Raw genomic sequence first — 15,655 nt, 5'->3', positions numbered from 1 at the left:
CGCATGCACGGACACCACCCCCGCACCCCCGAAGCCGAGCGCAGCCGCCGCTGGTTCATGAACAAGGCGCTGCTCGCCGGCGGGGTCGCCGCGCTGGCGACCATGACCGGCTGCTCCGACGGCTCGTCGAACGCGTCGAGTTCGCCCTCCGGGGCCCCGAACGGCGGCATGCCCTCGGGCGGCCCCGGCGGAGCCGGCGGCATGGGCCCCGGCCAGACCGAGGTCAAGTACAAGGACTTCACGGGCCTCACCACGGACGGCAAGGTCGTCGACGACCTGTACTCGATCCACTCCACCGACGTCTCCACGGACAAGGTCGTCGAGGCCGCACAGGCGTTCCTGGACGGGCTCAGTGCGAAGGAACGCAAGTCCTGCACCTTCGACGTGGCCGACGACGAGTGGCTGGCCTGGAGCAACGTCGACGGCTACGAGCGCAAGGGTGTCCGGATGGGCGACATCACGGACAAGAAGCGGGAGCTGGGCTTTACGCTGCTTGCCGCCGCGCTGTCCGCGAAGGGTCTCACCCAGACCCGCAACATCATGAAGCTCAACCAGTTCCTGGGCGACTACAACGGCGGCAACCGGGACACCCTGACCGAGGGCGCCTATTTCTTCACCTTCATGGGCACCCCGTCGACCAGCAAGCCGTGGGGCTTCCAGTACGAGGGCCACCATGTCGCCATCAACTACTTCGTGCTGGGCGACCAGGTCGTGATGACGCCGACCTTCATGGGCTCCGAGCCGACCTCGGCCACCTACCAGGGCGAGAAGATCACCCTCTTCAAGCCGGAGACCAAGGCCGGTCTGACCCTGCTGCGCTCGCTCACCTCCGCCCAGCGCGGCAAGGTGATCGACTCCAAGGTGAGCAAGTCCGGCACCGACATGAAGGCGGGCGCCGGCTCCGACAACCTGAAGCTCGCCTACCAGGGCCTGCCCGGCTCCGCGCTCACCTCCGCCCAGAAGGACAAGCTCCTCGACCTGGTCCGGGTGTACGTCGGCTACATGGACGACGGCCACGCCGGGGTGAAGATGAGCGAGGTGGAGAAGCACCTGGACCAGACGTACTTCTACTGGCTGGGCGGGACCAAGGACACCTCGGCCTTCTACTACCGGGTGCACAGCCCGGTCGTGCTCATCGAGTACGACGCCCAGTCCCCGCTCGCGTACGGGACGAAGACCGGCACCGGCGGCGGCCAGCCCTCAGGACAGCCCACCGGTCAGATGACCGGACAGCCCACCGGCGGCATGCCCTCCGGCGGGCCGGGCGGCGGTGGCATGGGCGGCCCGAACGGCACCCCGACCCAGCAGCACATCCACACCATCATCCGCACGCCCAACGGCGGCGACTACGGGGTCGACCTGCTCAAGCTCCACTTGGAGACCGACCACTGAGCAGCCCGCTCGGGGCTCACCAGAGCCGCGTGCGTCCAGGCGGGTTCGTGGGTCCCCGGCTGGGCGGCGCGGGCGAGGGTACGACGGTCCGGGTGGCTGCCGGCCGCTATCAGCGGCCGCACCTCCACCTCGGCCACCAGGCCACGGGTCGTCACCACTCGCCACAGGGAGGCCAGCAGCGTGTCCTCGCCGACATAGGCGGGCACGGTGCTGGCCGCTCCCGCTTCCAGCCGGTAGCGCAGCCGCACCGGCTGCACGGGCGCGCCGGCGTCCAGCGCGGCCTGGAACACCGCCCGCCGGAACCGCCCCTGGGCCCGGCCGCACCAGGTGCTGCCCTCCGGGAAGGCGACCACCGCGGCCCCCTGCCGCAGCGCCCCCGCGATCCGGCCGACCATGTCCGGCAGCGCGCGCAGCCGGTCCCGGTCGATGAACAGCACCCCGGCCCCGGCCACCAGCGCGCCGGCCACCGGCCACTCGCGGATCTCCTTCTTGGCGAGCATCCGCGCCGGCCGTACGGCGGCCAGCAGCGGGATGTCCAGCCAGGAGATGTGGTTGGCGACGAGCAGCACCCCGCCGGCGCCCGGGGCGCTGCCGGTGATCCGGACCCGGACCCCGGCGGCCCGGACGAGCGTGCGGGAGAACCGCCGCACCCACTCGGCCGGGATCCGCCCGCCGAGCGGCAGCAGCACGATGGCGACGAGCATCAGGGCCACCACCGCGGCGAACCGCAGCACCGCCCGGGGCAGGGCCGTGAGCGACCCCGCGCGCTCCACGCAGGCGCCCGGAGTGCAGGGCGCGCTGGGCAGCCAGACGCTCATCAGGCCGGGACGAGCGAGAGGAAGTGCCGCAGATAGCGCGCGTTGACGCGGCGCATCGACAGCAGCACGTACATGTCGGCGACCCCGAAGTCCGGGTCGTGCGCGGGCTCCCCGCACACCCAGGCGCCGAGACGGAGGTAGCCGCGCAGCAGGGCGGGCAGTTCGGTGCGGCCCTCGGGGGCCGGGCCGCTGGGGACCCAGGGCCGCAGCGGCCGTACCCGGAACTCCTCCGGCGCGAGGTGCTTGGCCTGGACCCGGTCCCAGGTCGCGGCGGCGAGGGCACCGCCGTCGGCGAGCGGGACGGAGCAGCAGCCGGCCAGCCACTCGTGGCCGCGGTCCACCATGTACCGGGCTATCCCGGCCCAGATGAGACCGATCACGGCACCGTCGCGGTGCGCGGGGTGCACGCAGGAGCGGCCGACCTCGACGAGGCCGGAGCGGATGCCGTCGAGCGGGGTGAGGTCGAACTCGCCCTCGGAGTAGAGTCGGCCGGCGACCGCGGCACGCTCCGGCGGCAGCAGCCGGTAGGTGCCGACGACCTCGCCGGTGAGGGCCTCGCGGATGAGGAGGTGGTCGCAGTACGCGTCGAAGGCGTCCACGTCCAGCCCCGGCTCCGGCCCGTCGAGCCGGGCGCCCATCTCTCCGGCGAACACCTGGTGGCGCAGCCGCTGTGCGGCCCGGACGTCGTCCTCGTCACGGGCGAGCTGCACCAGATAGCCGGAGTCTCCGGGTGGGGCGGCGATGGCGGGGGGTGAGGCGGGCATGGCGGTCATGGAGGTCTCCTGCGCCGAGCGGAAGCTGAGGAAATCTGCACCTGCTTTCTTCCGTGGCAGGCTGGACTCGGCGTGACATGCGCGGGACCCGTGGATGTGGGACTGCTGAATGCCGGGGGTCGGAGCCTCGCCGGTCACTCACGGACGCCTGAGGGTAACGCTACCGTGATCAAACGGCCGTAAAGAACGCGAGACGGGGCCGGAGAGCACCAACCCCGACCCCGCCCGTCCGCACCTTTCGGCGAACGTCTTTCACATGTCAGCGGCCCCGCACTGCAACGCGCCCTCTTGGGGGCGCGGGGAACTGCGCGACCAGCCCCCAGGCACCCGCACTCCCCGACGGCGCTACCGCTTCCCCGCCTTCCGGGTAGCCCGCAGCCACTCTTTGTTCATGCTCGTGATGGACACCAGCGGAATCCCCTTCGGACAAGCCGTCGCGCACTCCCCCGTCAACGTGCACCCCCCGAACCCCTCCGCATCCATCTGCGCCACCATGTCCAGCACCCGCGTCTCCCGCTCGGGCGCCCCCTGCGGCAGCACGTTCAGATGGTTGACCTTGGCGGAGGTGAACAGCATCGCCGCCCCGTTCGGGCAGGCGGCGACACACGCCCCGCACCCGATGCACTCCGCGTGCTCGAACGCGAAGTCGGCGTCGGCCTTGGGTACGGCCGTGGCGTGGGCCTCGGGCGCCGACCCGGTCGGCGCGGTGACATACCCACCCGCCTGGATGATCCGGTCGAACGCCGTCCGGTCCACCACCAGGTCCTTGATCACCGGGAACGCCGACGCCCGCCACGGCTCGATGTCGATCGTGTCGCCGTCCTTGAAGGACCGCATGTGCAGCTGGCAGGTGGTGGTGCGCTCGGGCCCGTGCGCGTCCCCGTTGATCACGAGGGAGCACGCGCCGCAGATGCCCTCACGGCAGTCGTGGTCGAAGGCGACCGGGTCCTCGCCGCGCAGGATGAGTTCCTCGTTGAGGGTGTCGAGCATCTCCAGGAAGGACATGTCGGAGGAGATGCCGTCCACCTCGTACGTGGACATCGCGCCGTCGGCGTCGGCGTTCCGCTGCCGCCAGACGCGCAGGGTGAGCTTCATGCGTAGCTCCGCTGGGTGGGGTGTACGTACTCGAAGACCAGGTCTTCCTTGTGCAGCACCGGGGCGTCCCCGGTGCCGGTGAACTCCCAGGCGGCGGCGTAGGCGAACTCGTCGTCCTTGCGGGCCGCCTCGCCGTCCGGTGTCTGGGACTCCTCCCTGAAGTGACCGCCGCAGGACTCGGCGCGGTGCAGCGCGTCGAGGCACATCAGCTCGGCCAGTTCCAGGTAGTCGACGATCCGGTTGGCCTTCTCCAGGGACTGGTTGAACTCCTCGCCGGTCCCCGGCACCTTGATCCGCCGCCAGAACTCCTCGCGGATCTGCGGGATGCGCTCAAGTGCCTTGCGCAGCCCGGCGTCCGTCCGGGCCATCCCGCAGAACTCCCACATCAGTTCGCCGAGTTCGCGGTGGAAGGAGTCGGGGGTTCGGTCGCCGTCGACGGACAGCAGCAGGTTGAGCCGGTCCTCGGTCTCCGCCAGCACCTCCTGCACGACGGGGTGTTCGTCCGTCACGGCGTCCTGGTGGGGGTTGCGGGCGAGGTAGTCGTTGATGGTGGCCGGGAGGACGAAGTAGCCGTCGGCCAGGCCCTGCATCAGCGCACTCGCGCCGAGCCGGTTGGCGCCGTGATCGGAGAAGTTGGCCTCGCCGACCGCGAACAGCCCGGGGACGGTGGTCTGGAGGTCGTAGTCGACCCACAGCCCGCCCATCGTGTAGTGCACGGCGGGATAGATCCGCATCGGCACCCGGTACGGATCCTCGTCGGTGATCCGCTGGTACATGTCGAAGAGGTTGCCGTACTTGGCCTCGACGGCCGCCCGCCCCATCCGCTGGATGGCGTCGGCGAAGTCGAGGTAGACGCCCTGGCCGCCCGGGCCGACGCCCCGCCCCTCGTCGCACACGTTCTTCGCGGCGCGGGAGGCGATGTCGCGCGGGACCAGGTTGCCGAAGGACGGGTAGATGCGCTCCAGGTAGTAGTCGCGCTCGTCCTCGGGGATCTGGTTCGCGGGCCGGGTGTCGCCCTTGGCCTTGGGCACCCAGATCCGCCCGTCGTTGCGCAGCGACTCGCTCATCAGGGTGAGCTTGGACTGGTGGTCGCCGGTGCGCGGGATGCAGGTGGGGTGGATCTGGGTGAAGCAGGGGTTGGCGAAGTAGGCACCGCGCCGGTGCGCCCGCCAGACCGCGGTGGCGTTGGAGTTCATGGCGTTCGTCGACAGGTAGAAGACGTTGCCGTAGCCGCCGCTGGCGAGGACGACGGCGTCCGCGAAGTACGTGTCGATCTTCCCGGTGACCAGGTCACGGGCCACGATCCCGCGCGCCCGCCCGTCGACGACGATCACGTCGAGCATCTCGGTGCGCGGGTGCATCTCCACGTTCCCGGCGGCGATCTGCCGGCTCAGCGCCTGGTAGGCGCCGAGCAGCAGCTGCTGTCCCGTCTGGCCGCGGGCGTAGAAGGTCCGGGACACCTGGACGCCGCCGAAGGACCGGGTGTCGAGCAGTCCGCCGTACTCACGGGCGAACGGCACGCCCTGCGCCACGCACTGGTCGATGATCTCGACGGAGATCTGGGCGAGCCGGTGCACGTTGGACTCGCGGGCGCGGAAGTCGCCGCCCTTGACGGTGTCGTAGAACAGCCGGTGGACGGAGTCGCCGTCGTTGCGGTAGTTCTTCGCCGCGTTGATCCCGCCCTGTGCCGCGATGGAATGGGCGCGGCGCGGGGAGTCCTGGTAGCAGAACTGGACGACGTGGTAGCCCTGTTCGGCGAGGGTGGCGCCGGCGGAGCCGCCCGCGAGGCCGGTGCCGACGACGATCACGGTGTGCTTGCGCCGGTTGGCGGGGTTGACCAGCTTGGCCTCGAAACGGCGCCGGTCCCAGCGCTCGTTGATCGGGCCGTCGGGAGCCTTGCCGTCGGTGACGGGTGCGCCGGTCGGGTAGTTCACGTAGTCGGTCATGTCAGCTCACCACTCCGGTCATGACGCCCACGGGTACGGCGATGAAGCCGGCCGTGAGCAGCACTGCGAGGACGTCGGCCGTGATCTTGAGGGCGCGGTCGCGGGTGCGGCTGCCGACGCCGAGGGTCTGGGCGGCGCTCCAGAAGCCGTGCCGGATGTGCAGGCCGAGCGCGAGCATCGCGACGATGTAGATGACGTCGCCGTACCAGGTGGAGAAGGTGTCCACGACGTTCTGGTACGGGTGACCCGGCTGGAAGCCGCCGGAGTGCACGGTGCCGGTGGTCAGGTCGAGGATGTGCCAGACGATGAACAGGCCGAGGATGATCCCGCCCCAGCGCATCGTGCGGGTGGCGTAGGAAGCCTGCGGCTTCTTGTGCACGTACTTGCTCGGGCGTGCCTTGATGTCGCGGCGGCTGAGCTGGTACGCGGACGTGGCGTGCGCGACCACCGCGACGACCAGGACGATCCGGATGAGCCAGAGCGTCCACTCGTAGTGCATGAACGGTTCACCGACGGTGCGCAGCCAGTGGGCGTAGTGGTTGAACTCGCCCGCCCCGAAGAAGATCTTCAGGTTCCCGATCACGTGCGCGACCAGGTAGAGCAGCATGATCAGGCCGCTGACGGCCATCACCGTCTTCTTGCCGACGGAGCTGTCCCACATCGTGCGCGCCATGGACGGCCGTCGGTCCGTCCGCGTTGCCAGAGCCATGCGGACGACGCTAGGGCCGGAGGACCCGATCAGTCCAAGACATGGTCCGGCTTGATTCGATAGGCAAGAGCTATCGTGTCACCATGCAGTTCCAGCAGCTTCAGTACTTCGTCGCCGTGGCGGAGACCCGGCACTTCACCCGGGCCGCCGAGCTGGTCCATGTCGCCCAGCCGTCGCTGTCCCAGCAGATCAAGGCGCTGGAGCGGGAGCTGGGGGCGGACCTGTTCCTGCGGGCGCGGGGCAACATCACCCTCACCGACGCGGGCGAGGCGCTGCTGCCGCTGGCCCGGCGGATCCTCGCGGACGCGGACACCGCCCGGTACGAGGTGCAGGAGCTGGTGCAGCTGCGCAGTGGCCGGGTGCGGCTGGGGGCGACGCCGAGTCTGTGCACCGGGCTGCTGCCGGACGTGCTGCGGGCCTTCCACGACCGGTATCCGGGGATCCAGCTGCTGATCGAGGAGAGCGGGTCCCATGATCTCGTACGGGAGCTGGCGCGCGGGGCGCTGGACCTGGCGCTGATCGTGCTGCCGCTGCCGCCGGGGTCGCCCGCGCTGACGACGGTCGAGCTGCTGCGGGAGGACCTGGTGGTGGTGTCCTCGCCCGAGGCGACGGCGCCCGGGCGGGGGCGGGGCGGGGTGAAGATCGCCGATCTGGAGGGGGAGCGGCTGGTGATGTTCCGGCACGGGTACGACCTGCGGGAGCTGACCGTCGCGGCGTGTCGCTCCGCTGGGTTCGAGCCGGGGTTTGCTGTCGAGGGGGGTGAGATGGACGCGGTGCTGGGGTTTGTGCGGGCCGGGTTGGGGGTGGCCGTGGTGCCTCGGATGGTGGCGGCTCGGTCGGGGCGGGGGCTGCGGGTCACTCCGTTGGCTCGGCCGGGGTTGTACCGGACGATCGCGTTGGCTCACCGGAGTGATGTTGCCCCGCCTCGGGCCGCTCGGGAGTTGCAGAGGATGTTGTTGGAGAGGTGACGGAGCGTGGTTGGGTGCGGGTGTGTGGGGGCTGGTCGCGCCCACGCGGCGGAGCCGCAAATTGAAACAGCCCCGCGCCCCTGAAGGGGCGCTGTAGTTGGCGTTCATTCCTTGGTCGCGCCCGCCAGCATCCCTGACACCAAGGTGCGTTGGGAGAAGAGGAACAGGACCAGGACCGGCAGGATTGCGATGATGATCGCCAAGGCCAGTTCGGGGATGGTGATGTTCAGGCCTGCGCCTGCTACCGGGTTGAAGGACGGGGTGGAGGTGAGGAGTTGGTTGAGGCCTACCTGGACCGGGAATTCGTTGCTGTTCGGGAGGACCAGGTAGGGGAGGAAGAAGTTGTTCCAGTTGCCTACGAAGCTGAAGAACGCGACCAGGCCGATCACCGGTTTCGCGAGGGGGAGCGCGATGCGGGCGAAGAGCTGCCATTCGGTGCAGCCGTCGATGCGGGCCGCCGACAGCAGGTCCCTGGGCAGGCTGCTGCCGAAGTAGATGTACACGAGGTACACGCCGAACGGGTAGAACGAGAAGGGCAGGATCACCGACCAGACCGTGCCGATCAGGTGGAAGCGGTTGAGCTCCAGGAAGACCGGCAGGACCAGGGTGGCCTGCGGCATGATCATGGTGACCAGGGTGATCACGAGGAGCGTCTTGCGGCCCCTGAACTTCGTCAGGGCCAGGGCGTAGCCGGCCGGGACGCTGACGGCGAGGGTCAGGACGAGCGAACCGCCGGAGTAGATCGCCGAGTTCTTCAGCCAGGTGAGCATCGCGCCGTCCTGGAAGGCGAAGAGGTGCCGCCAGGCCGCGCCGATCTGCCCGAACGAGCCGAAGGACAGCGGGTTGTCGCGGACCACCTCGCCTGCCGTCTTGGACGGGGCGAGCAGCAGCCAGATCACCGGCAGGACGAAGAACACCAGCAGGAGTGCCAGGAGGAGGGCCACGATCAGGAAGGAGAGGGCCCTGGAGGCCGACGGCCGGACGCGGCGGATCGGCGCCGCCGGAGTGAGAGTTGATTGCGTCATGACTCATCCAACTTGAACAGGTTCGAGCGGGCGACCAGCAGGCCCGCGGCCAGCAGCCCCACGGCCAACAGGACGACGGAGATGGCGGCGGCGCCGTTGAAGTCGCCCTGCTGGAAGGCGTACACGTAGGCGAGCTGGTTGGGCGACCAGGTGGGGCTGACCCGGCCGAGGCTTGCCGTCTGGAGCAGCTGGGGCTCGACGAACAGCTGGGTGCCGGTCGCGAACGCCATGATGGTCATGTAGACGATCCACTGCCGGATCATCGGGATCTGGATGTGCCAGGCGGTCCGCCAGGGACCCGCGCCGTCCATCCGGGCGGCTTCGACGACCTCGTCGGGGATGTTGTTGAGCGCCCCGTACATCACGACCATCCAGCCGCCCGCGCCGGTCCAGAAGGCGATGAGCATGAGGATCCACGGCAGGTCGGCCGGGGCGAGGACGGCCGCGAAGGTCTGCATGCCGAGGCTCTTGAGGAGCCAGGACACCGGGCTGACGTCCGGGTCCAGCATGAACAGCCAGACCAGGACACTGGCCACCCCCGCGAGGGCGCCGGGCATGTAGTAGAGGAAGCGGAGGAGGGCGGAGGTGCCGGGGCGGACCCGGCTGCGCAGGAGCACCGCGACCAGGACGACCAGGACGACGAGGGTGATCAGCCACAGCGCCAGGTAGCTCAGCATGTGGGTGAAAGCCGGCCCGAAGCGGTAGTCCTGGACCACCTTGACGAACTGGTTCAGGCCGGTGAACTGGCCCCGGTCGTTGGTGAACGCCAGGTAGAAGGAGTACGCGGTCGGGACGATGCCGAAGGCGAGCAGCAGCAGCGCGTAGCCGGCGACGAACCAGTAGCCCGCACGGCCGCGGGCCCTGCGCCGCGGCGGGGTGCCGCGGCGCAGGGAGGAGACGGCGACGTGCTCGGTCTCCAGCAGGGTCACTGGTTCGCCACCTTGTAGCCGTGCGCCTTCGCCTCGTTGCCGATCTCCTTCTGCCAGGCCGGCAGCGTGTCGGTCAGGCTCTTTCCGGCGGTCAGCGCGGGCAGGACGACGCTGGACCAGGCAGTCGAGTCGGAGAACTTGGTGTTCGACCAGCCGGTCCACACCTCGTTCGCGGCCTGCTCGAACGCCGGGCTGACATCATTGGCGAAGTAGCCGCTGTTGGCCGGGTTCTTCAGCCAGGCCTGGGCGGCCTTGGTGTAGGCGGGGTAGGTGGGCGCGGTCGCCTGGTTCTCGTCGGACGTGGTGAGCCAGGTGACCAGGTCGGTGGAGGCCTTGAGGTTGGCGCTGTGCGAGGACACCATCCAGACCCCGCCGCCGACGTTGCCGGTGGCCGCCTTCGTCTCGCCCTGCCAGGTGAGCGGGGGTGCCGCGGCGATCTGCTTGGCCGGGGTGTTGAAGGCCGCCTTGAAGAGGTACTGGCCGTACCAGGACGGGCCGTACGCCATCAGGACCTTGTTCCCGCTCTCCTTGGCGAAGCCCTGGCTGAAGAAGCCCTTGGTGGTGACGGCCTTGGCGTCGATCAGGCCGTCCAGGAGCTTGGCCGTGCGGGTGCAGTCGGGGTCCTGGAGGTCGGTGCGCAGGGTGTCCGGCTTCACCAGGTCGAACGCCGGGCACTGGCCGGACCAGAAGTACGACTCGTGGGAGTTGGTGTCGCCGACCGAGCCGACGAGGTAACCGGGGTGCTCCTTGGCCACCCGCTTGCCGAGGGCCTCGTACTGTTCCCAGGTGGTGGGGACTTGGTAACCCCACTTGTCCATGAGGGACTTGTTGTACCAGAGGACCACCTGGGCGATGTCGTTGCGCAGGCAGTAGGTGTGGCCGTCGAACTGACAGGGCGTCAGGGAGCCCTTGGCGAAGCCGTCCAGGGTGTTCTGCGGGACGAGCTTGTCGTCCAGCGGGGCGGCGAACGGCTGGACGCCGGGCTTGGTGGGCGCGGAGGCCCAGGTGACGTCGGTGGGCGAGCCGAACACCACGTCGGGCCAGCCGCTGCCGGTCCGGTCGAAGAGCTGCACCTTGGACTGGAGGTAGGTGGAGCCGTCGGCCCCGCCGTCGTACGTGACGATGTCCATCTTCACGTCCGGATGGGCCTTCTGGTACGCCTGCACGGAGGGCAGGCGGGTCGAGTCCGCCCAGACCGTGATCTGTGAACCGTCCTTCTGCGTGACCGGTTTGAAGGTCGACTGCCCGGAAGAGGGCTGCGCGGTGGTGTCGGCGCTGGCACAGCCGGCCAGGAGCGCCGCGGTGGTCAGGGAGAGCACGGCGGCGGCCGTACGCGGAACGCCCGCTCTCCTGGAGACGGAAGACCTCATTGTCTTGCCTTTCTGTTCTTGCCGGTCAGCGCGGCTGTTCGACGAACGGCAGGAGTTCGCTGCCGTAGCCGAGGTCGAGGGGAAGGGCGATGCCGGGTGCCGTGGGGGCGTGCACCAGGCCCCGGTCGTCCACGTGGCGCTCGCGTACGACCGTCGTCGCGGTCACCAGGGACTCGTAGTAGGTGGTGTTGGAGATGGCCATGCACAGGTGGTGGTTGGGGATGTCCGAACCGTGCACCTCGGCGCGCAGCCGGTAGGCGTCGGCGAGGTGGGCGGTGCGCATGGCGCCGGTGATGCCGCCCCGCAGGGTGGTGCCGGCCCGGACGCCGAAGGTGGCGGCGCCGGCCCGGATGAAGTCGGCGGAGTTCATGTGGGCGCCGTCGGAGGTCTCGGCGACCAGCAGCGGGACGTCCACGGCCGCGGCGAGCTGCCGGTAGGCGGAGACGCTGAACTCGCGCATCGGCTCCTCGTACCAGAGGTAGTCCGCCTCGGAGAGGGCTCGCCCGAGGCGGATCGCGTCGGGCAGGTCGAAGCCGGCCGAGCCGTCGTACATCAGGGGCACGTCGGGACCGACGTGCGCGCGCAGGGCGAGGCAGAGCTCGGCGTCCCGGCGGGCGTCGCCCCAGGCGTGCAGTTTGATGCCCCGGTAGCCGAGGTCCAGGCACTGGTCGGCGACGTCGAGGAACTCCTCGGTGGTGGCGAACGTCGACGTCGAGGCGTAGGCGGGGATGGACTCCCGGAAGCCGCCGAGCAGCCGCCAGACCGGCTGGCCGTGGTAGCGGCCGGCCAGGTCCCACAGGGCGATGTCGATCAGGCCCAGGGTGGGGAGCGGGAGCTCGTGGATCCGGTCCAGCTCCCACACCCGGTGCCACAGCCACTCCCGCTGGAACGGGTCGGCTCCGACCAGTTCCTCGCGGAAGACCCGGTCCACCAGCTCGGTGAGCGTGCTGAAGGCTCCTGGGCGGGCGAACAGGGCCACGCCCTCGGCCCCCTCGTCGGTGCCGATGCGCAGCACCGCGCCGTCGCCGGCCGGAGCGCTGCCGCTCAGGCCGTGGCGCCAGCGGAAGGGCGGATCGGCCGCCGGAACGTCGATCCGGTGTACTTCGACATGGGTGATCTTCATCCTGGCTTTCGTTTTCGGTGAGAGAGGTGCCCGGCCGGGAGCTGTCGGCTCAGAAGCCGCCGTACGCCTGGAGTTCGTAGACGCTGCCGCCGTTCCAGTTGGAGCCCGTGACGGTCAGGCGCAGGTAGCGGGCGGTGACCGGTTCGTCGGCGAAGGAGTAGTTGGTCTGCGCGACGGTGTCGTCCGCGGTGTGGTCCTCGAACGTCGACCAGTTCGCGCCGTCGGCGGAGTACTCCAGGCGGTACTTGTAGCCGCTCGCCTTCTCGAAAGTGGTGACGACGGCGGAGACGCCGGTGTCCTTGCCCAGGTCGACCTGGAGCCAGGACGGGTCGGGCAGCCCGAGGCCCTGCGCCCAGCGGGTCGACAGGTCGCCGTCGACCGCCTTGGCCGGAGCGTATCCGTCCGACTCGGAGGACGCCGTCGCCGTCTTGTCCAGGGCCAGGTCGTCGTCGGCCGGGGTGGTGACCTCCGCCGCCGGGCTGGGGTCGGAGGCGTTGAGTTCGGCATCGCGGGCGACGACGGTGAAGGAGTACTTCGTCCCGGGCTTCAGGCCCGCGACCCGGTAGGTCGTGCCACCGGTGACACCGATCCGCGTGCCGTCCTGGTAGACGACGTAGCTGGTCACGCCGGTGTCGTCGGTGGCGGCGGGCCAGCTGACGTCCACCAGGCTGGGCAGCAGCGCCTTGGCGGTGGGCTGTCCGGGGCTGCTGGGAGCGGTGTGGTCGGAGCCGGGTGCGCGGGCGGTGCCGTAGACCTGGAAGTCGTAGATGCTGCCGCCGTTGCCGCTGGAGCCGGTGACGGTCAGACGTACGAAGCGGCCGGTGACCGGGGTGCCGGCGTCGGCGTAGTCGGTCTGCGCGGTGGTGTTGCCGGCGGTGTGGTCCGCGAGGGTCTGCCAGTGGACCTCGTCCGGTGAGACCTCGATGCGGTACTTGTAGCCGCTGCTCTTCTCGAAGGTGGTGATCGCGCCGGTCACGTCGTACGACGCTCCGAGGTCCACCTGGATCCAGGACGGGTCGGGCAGGCCGAGGCCCTGCGCCCAGCGGGTCGACAGGTCGCCGTCGACCGCCTTGGCCGGGGTGTTGTCCTCCGAGTAGGAGGACGCCGTGACCGGCTTCTTCAGCGCCAGGTCGTCGCCGTCGGGCATCGTGACCTTCAGCGACCCGCTCGGCGCGGACTCGTTGCCGGCCGCATCGCGGGCGGTGACGGTGAAGGTGTACGTCTGTCCCGCCGTCAGGCCGGAGAGGCGTACGGAGGTCTTGCCGGAGGCGCTGACCAGCTTGCCGTCCTGGAAGACCGAGTAGCCGGTGACCCCGGTGTCGTCGGTGGCGGGGGTCCAGCTCAGGTCGGCCACGGTCGGGAAGTCGGTGACCGAGGTCGGGGTGCCGGGGGCGGTGGGTGCCTGGTGGTCGGTGACCGCGGGGCCCGGGTCGAGGTGCTGGTACGCCTTCTCCAGGCCGGCGTTGTCCACGATGGAGGCGGGCAGCTGGTCGCACGAGCCGACGGTGGTGTTGCCGCTGACGTCGTCGTTCTGGCTCTGGTTCTGCACGCTGAAAGCGGGCTGGGTGGTGTAGTTGCCCGTCGCCGTGTTGTCCTGGGCGTGGTTCATCAGCAGCCACTGGAGGGCGACGTCGCAGAACGCGTTGCCGGTGTTCTTCCAGTACTGGCTGGCCTCGTCGTGGTAGACGGCGCCGTAAGCGGTAGGCGTGGTGCCGTGGATGTAGTTGCCGGTCACCTTGCCGCCGGGGGTGCTGCTGAGCGTGTAGATCGCTCCGCCGTCGGCCTGCGACTTCATGATGTCGCCGATCTCGTTGTCGCTGACGACGGTGTCCCGGCTGATGGTGGGGGTGTCGGAGACGGGGACGCCCGCGTTGCCCGGGTAGGCGGGGTTGCCGCCCTGGTCGGTCAGGCCCCAGCCCCAGCCGACGGAGATGCCGCTGTAGGGCAGGTCGTAGACCTTGTTGTGAGTGATCACCGTGGAGTCTGTGTAGCCGGCCAGGATGCCCAGCGAGCCGTTGTACTGGTCGGCGACCTTGGTGACGACGTTGTCGTTCACCAGGGTGTCCTTCGTGATGTCACGGGGATCGTCGGGGTGCGCGTCGCCCCAGGTGACGCCGCCGATCTGGATGCCGGTCGCGGCGATCTGGCGGAAGACGTTGCCGGTGATGGTGGTGTGCTGGGTACCGGTGTTCAGGTTCAGGCCGACGGCGCCGAGATGGGTGAAGGTGTTGCCGGTGAACTCGACGCCCCGGCCGTGGCTGACGTTGACCGCGCCGGGGGTCTTCTTCCAGTTCAGGCGGGTGGAGTCGAAGGTCGGGTTGTCGTCGCCGACCATCCGGAAGCCGGCCTGGCCCTCGATGAGGCCGTCGGGCGAACTCGGTTCCAGCCAGGTGGAGTAGGAGAAGGTGATGCCCCGGAAGGCCACGTCCGTGACGGGGTGGTCGCGGGTGCCGTTCAGGTCGACCAGGTCCTGCACCGCGGGCACGGTGACGTCCGCGGTACTCATGTCCTCGCCCGGCTCGGGCATGTAGTAGACGTCGCCGGCGCTCTTGTCGAGGTACCACTCCCCCGGGCTGTCCAGCAGCTCGCGGGCGTTCTCCAGCCAGGTCGGGTTCTGGATCTCCTGGCCCTGCTGGAGGTTGGCGTTGTGCCAGCACGGCTGACGCATCGTCATCGTGTTGCCGGAGATCGACGCGACGGGGCAGCGCATCAGCTTCCAGCCCCAGGAACTGACCACTTCGAGGTCCGAGGGGTGCTTGTAGGCGCTGATGCCGCTGTCGGTGAACGTGTAGCCGGTGGACGTCTTGCTGAAGCCCGCGGGGTTCTTCCCGCTGCGGGCCCGGGTCCTCAACTCGCCATTGACATAAAGCTGTCGGGTGTCGAGGCCGGTCAGCCTCGCCTTGTAGACCTTGCCGTCCGCGTCGGCCTTGGTCCAGCCGGTGACCTGTCTGCCGCCGCTGATCACCGGGTGCGCGCCGGGTGCGGCCTCGTAGACGATCCGCTGTCCGTCCTTGCCGGAGTCCTGGGCGGTGAGGGTGAAGGTGCGGCTGAGCCGGTACGTGCCGGACAGCAGCCGGACATGGACGTCGCCGGCCGCCTTGGACTTGGCGTCGCGCACGTAGTCCCGGGCGTGTTCCAGGGTCTTGAAGGGGTGGTCGGCGGTGCCCCTGCCGGTGTCCTTGCCGGCCGGGGAGACGTAGACGGTGAGACCGGACGCTTTCGGGGCCGCCTGGGCCGGGGCGACGGCCAGCGGAGCCGCCGCGAGGGCCAGGGGCAGAGCGGCTATCAGGATTCTCGGCAGGGGCACGGCTCTGCCTCTGCGTACAGACAGAAGAGACACGGAGATCCAATCGCCTGGGGAATGGAGCACGGAAAACGGGTCGTCCGCCCGGTTTCCGGGGCGTCGGTGGGCTGTACGGGTGCGGGCCGGTGGGGGCTGGTCGCGCAGTTCCCCGCGCCCCTGAAGGGGCGCTGGTGCAGCCCCCTGCTTTTAGGGGCGCGGGGAAC

General features: G+C 69.7%; 12 protein-coding genes. 2 read left to right on the top strand and 10 right to left on the bottom strand.

All coding sequences use genetic code 11. The features are described 5' to 3' along the window. The first annotated feature begins 3 nt into the window (after positions 1-3). On the top strand, positions 4-1,392 hold the full coding sequence (locus ACWGKQ_RS28460; RefSeq protein ID WP_453294821.1) for a DUF3500 domain-containing protein: 1,389 nt from the start codon (positions 4-6) through the stop codon (positions 1,390-1,392). On the opposite strand, the gene ACWGKQ_RS28455 is transcribed toward ACWGKQ_RS28460, so the two are convergent. The 5 genes from ACWGKQ_RS28455 to ACWGKQ_RS28435 all read right to left on the bottom strand — a co-directional run bounded on the left by ACWGKQ_RS28455 (position 1,347) and on the right by ACWGKQ_RS28435 (position 6,697). Further along, entirely contained in the window at positions 1,347-2,210 is an 864-nt protein-coding gene (locus ACWGKQ_RS28455) for a lysophospholipid acyltransferase family protein (RefSeq protein WP_453294820.1), read from the bottom strand. The two genes, ACWGKQ_RS28460 and ACWGKQ_RS28455, sit on opposite strands and share 46 nt — an antisense overlap. Then, positions 2,210-2,974 (bottom strand): GNAT family N-acetyltransferase, encoded by a 765-nt coding sequence (locus tag ACWGKQ_RS28450; protein WP_453294914.1) that lies wholly within the window; start codon positions 2,972-2,974, stop codon positions 2,210-2,212. Before ACWGKQ_RS28450 ends, ACWGKQ_RS28455 begins: the two co-directional genes overlap by 1 nt. Positions 2,975-3,328: 354 nt before the next feature. Then, the gene (locus ACWGKQ_RS28445; protein ID WP_453294819.1) at positions 3,329-4,078 is read right to left on the bottom strand and encodes a succinate dehydrogenase/fumarate reductase iron-sulfur subunit; all 750 of its coding nucleotides are present in this window, start codon (positions 4,076-4,078) and stop codon (positions 3,329-3,331) included. After that, positions 4,075-6,024 carry a fumarate reductase/succinate dehydrogenase flavoprotein subunit gene (locus ACWGKQ_RS28440; protein WP_453294818.1) on the bottom strand — a complete coding sequence of 650 codons (1,950 nt, stop codon included), beginning with the start codon at positions 6,022-6,024 and terminating at the stop codon, positions 4,075-4,077. Before ACWGKQ_RS28440 ends, ACWGKQ_RS28445 begins: the two co-directional genes overlap by 4 nt. A 1-nt stretch (position 6,025) precedes the next feature. Further along, positions 6,026-6,697, bottom strand: a complete 672-nt coding sequence (locus tag ACWGKQ_RS28435; protein ID WP_453294913.1) for a succinate dehydrogenase — start codon at positions 6,695-6,697, stop codon at positions 6,026-6,028. Between the two features lie 119 nt (positions 6,698-6,816). On the opposite strand from ACWGKQ_RS28435, the gene ACWGKQ_RS28430 reads away from it, so the two are divergent. Further along, entirely contained in the window at positions 6,817-7,701 is an 885-nt protein-coding gene (locus ACWGKQ_RS28430; protein WP_453294817.1) for a LysR family transcriptional regulator, read from the top strand. Positions 7,702-7,805: 104 nt separating this feature from the next. Here ACWGKQ_RS28430 and ACWGKQ_RS28425 read toward each other — a convergent pair whose 3' ends face one another. Genes ACWGKQ_RS28425 through ACWGKQ_RS28405 form a run of 5 tightly spaced genes read right to left on the bottom strand, consistent with a single transcriptional unit; the run spans position 7,806 to position 15,455 of the window. Next, positions 7,806-8,726: a carbohydrate ABC transporter permease gene (locus tag ACWGKQ_RS28425; RefSeq protein WP_453294816.1), complete on the bottom strand. Its 921-nt coding sequence runs from the start codon at positions 8,724-8,726 to the stop codon at positions 7,806-7,808. Beyond that, positions 8,723-9,655 carry a carbohydrate ABC transporter permease gene (locus ACWGKQ_RS28420; protein WP_453294815.1) on the bottom strand — a complete coding sequence of 311 codons (933 nt, stop codon included), beginning with the start codon at positions 9,653-9,655 and terminating at the stop codon, positions 8,723-8,725. Before ACWGKQ_RS28420 ends, ACWGKQ_RS28425 begins: the two co-directional genes overlap by 4 nt. Next, on the bottom strand, positions 9,652-11,025 hold the full coding sequence (locus tag ACWGKQ_RS28415) for an ABC transporter substrate-binding protein (protein ID WP_453294814.1): 1,374 nt from the start codon (positions 11,023-11,025) through the stop codon (positions 9,652-9,654). Before ACWGKQ_RS28415 ends, ACWGKQ_RS28420 begins: the two co-directional genes overlap by 4 nt. 25 nt (positions 11,026-11,050) lie before the next feature. Further along, positions 11,051-12,148 carry an enolase C-terminal domain-like protein gene (locus ACWGKQ_RS28410; RefSeq protein WP_453294813.1) on the bottom strand — a complete coding sequence of 366 codons (1,098 nt, stop codon included), beginning with the start codon at positions 12,146-12,148 and terminating at the stop codon, positions 11,051-11,053. 49 nt (positions 12,149-12,197) lie between these two features. Beyond that, positions 12,198-15,455 carry a discoidin domain-containing protein gene (locus ACWGKQ_RS28405; protein ID WP_453294812.1) on the bottom strand — a complete coding sequence of 1,086 codons (3,258 nt, stop codon included), beginning with the start codon at positions 15,453-15,455 and terminating at the stop codon, positions 12,198-12,200. Positions 15,456-15,655 lie beyond the last annotated feature (200 nt).

It is taken from the genome of Streptomyces sp. NPDC054770 (assembly GCF_053611985.1).
The sequence above is the reverse complement of the archived record's forward strand: the minus strand, read 5'-3'. Positions and strand labels throughout refer to the sequence as shown.

What these genes read in the sequence shown, in the direction of transcription:
- ACWGKQ_RS28460 (WP_453294821.1), top strand. Translation starts at nt 4, where the DNA reads ATGCACGGACACCACCCCCGCACCCCCGAAGCCGAGCGCAGCCGCCGC.
- ACWGKQ_RS28455 (WP_453294820.1), bottom strand. Translation starts at nt 2,210, where the DNA reads ATGAGCGTCTGGCTGCCCAGCGCGCCCTGCACTCCGGGCGCCTGCGTG.
- ACWGKQ_RS28450 (WP_453294914.1), bottom strand. Translation starts at nt 2,974, where the DNA reads ATGCCCGCCTCACCCCCCGCCATCGCCGCCCCACCCGGAGACTCCGGC.
- ACWGKQ_RS28445 (WP_453294819.1), bottom strand. Translation starts at nt 4,078, where the DNA reads ATGAAGCTCACCCTGCGCGTCTGGCGGCAGCGGAACGCCGACGCCGAC.
- ACWGKQ_RS28440 (WP_453294818.1), bottom strand. Translation starts at nt 6,024, where the DNA reads ATGACCGACTACGTGAACTACCCGACCGGCGCACCCGTCACCGACGGC.
- ACWGKQ_RS28435 (WP_453294913.1), bottom strand. Translation starts at nt 6,697, where the DNA reads ATGGCGCGCACGATGTGGGACAGCTCCGTCGGCAAGAAGACGGTGATG.
- ACWGKQ_RS28430 (WP_453294817.1), top strand. Translation starts at nt 6,817, where the DNA reads ATGCAGTTCCAGCAGCTTCAGTACTTCGTCGCCGTGGCGGAGACCCGG.
- ACWGKQ_RS28425 (WP_453294816.1), bottom strand. Translation starts at nt 8,726, where the DNA reads ATGACGCAATCAACTCTCACTCCGGCGGCGCCGATCCGCCGCGTCCGG.
- ACWGKQ_RS28415 (WP_453294814.1), bottom strand. Translation starts at nt 11,025, where the DNA reads ATGAGGTCTTCCGTCTCCAGGAGAGCGGGCGTTCCGCGTACGGCCGCC.
- ACWGKQ_RS28410 (WP_453294813.1), bottom strand. Translation starts at nt 12,148, where the DNA reads ATGAAGATCACCCATGTCGAAGTACACCGGATCGACGTTCCGGCGGCC.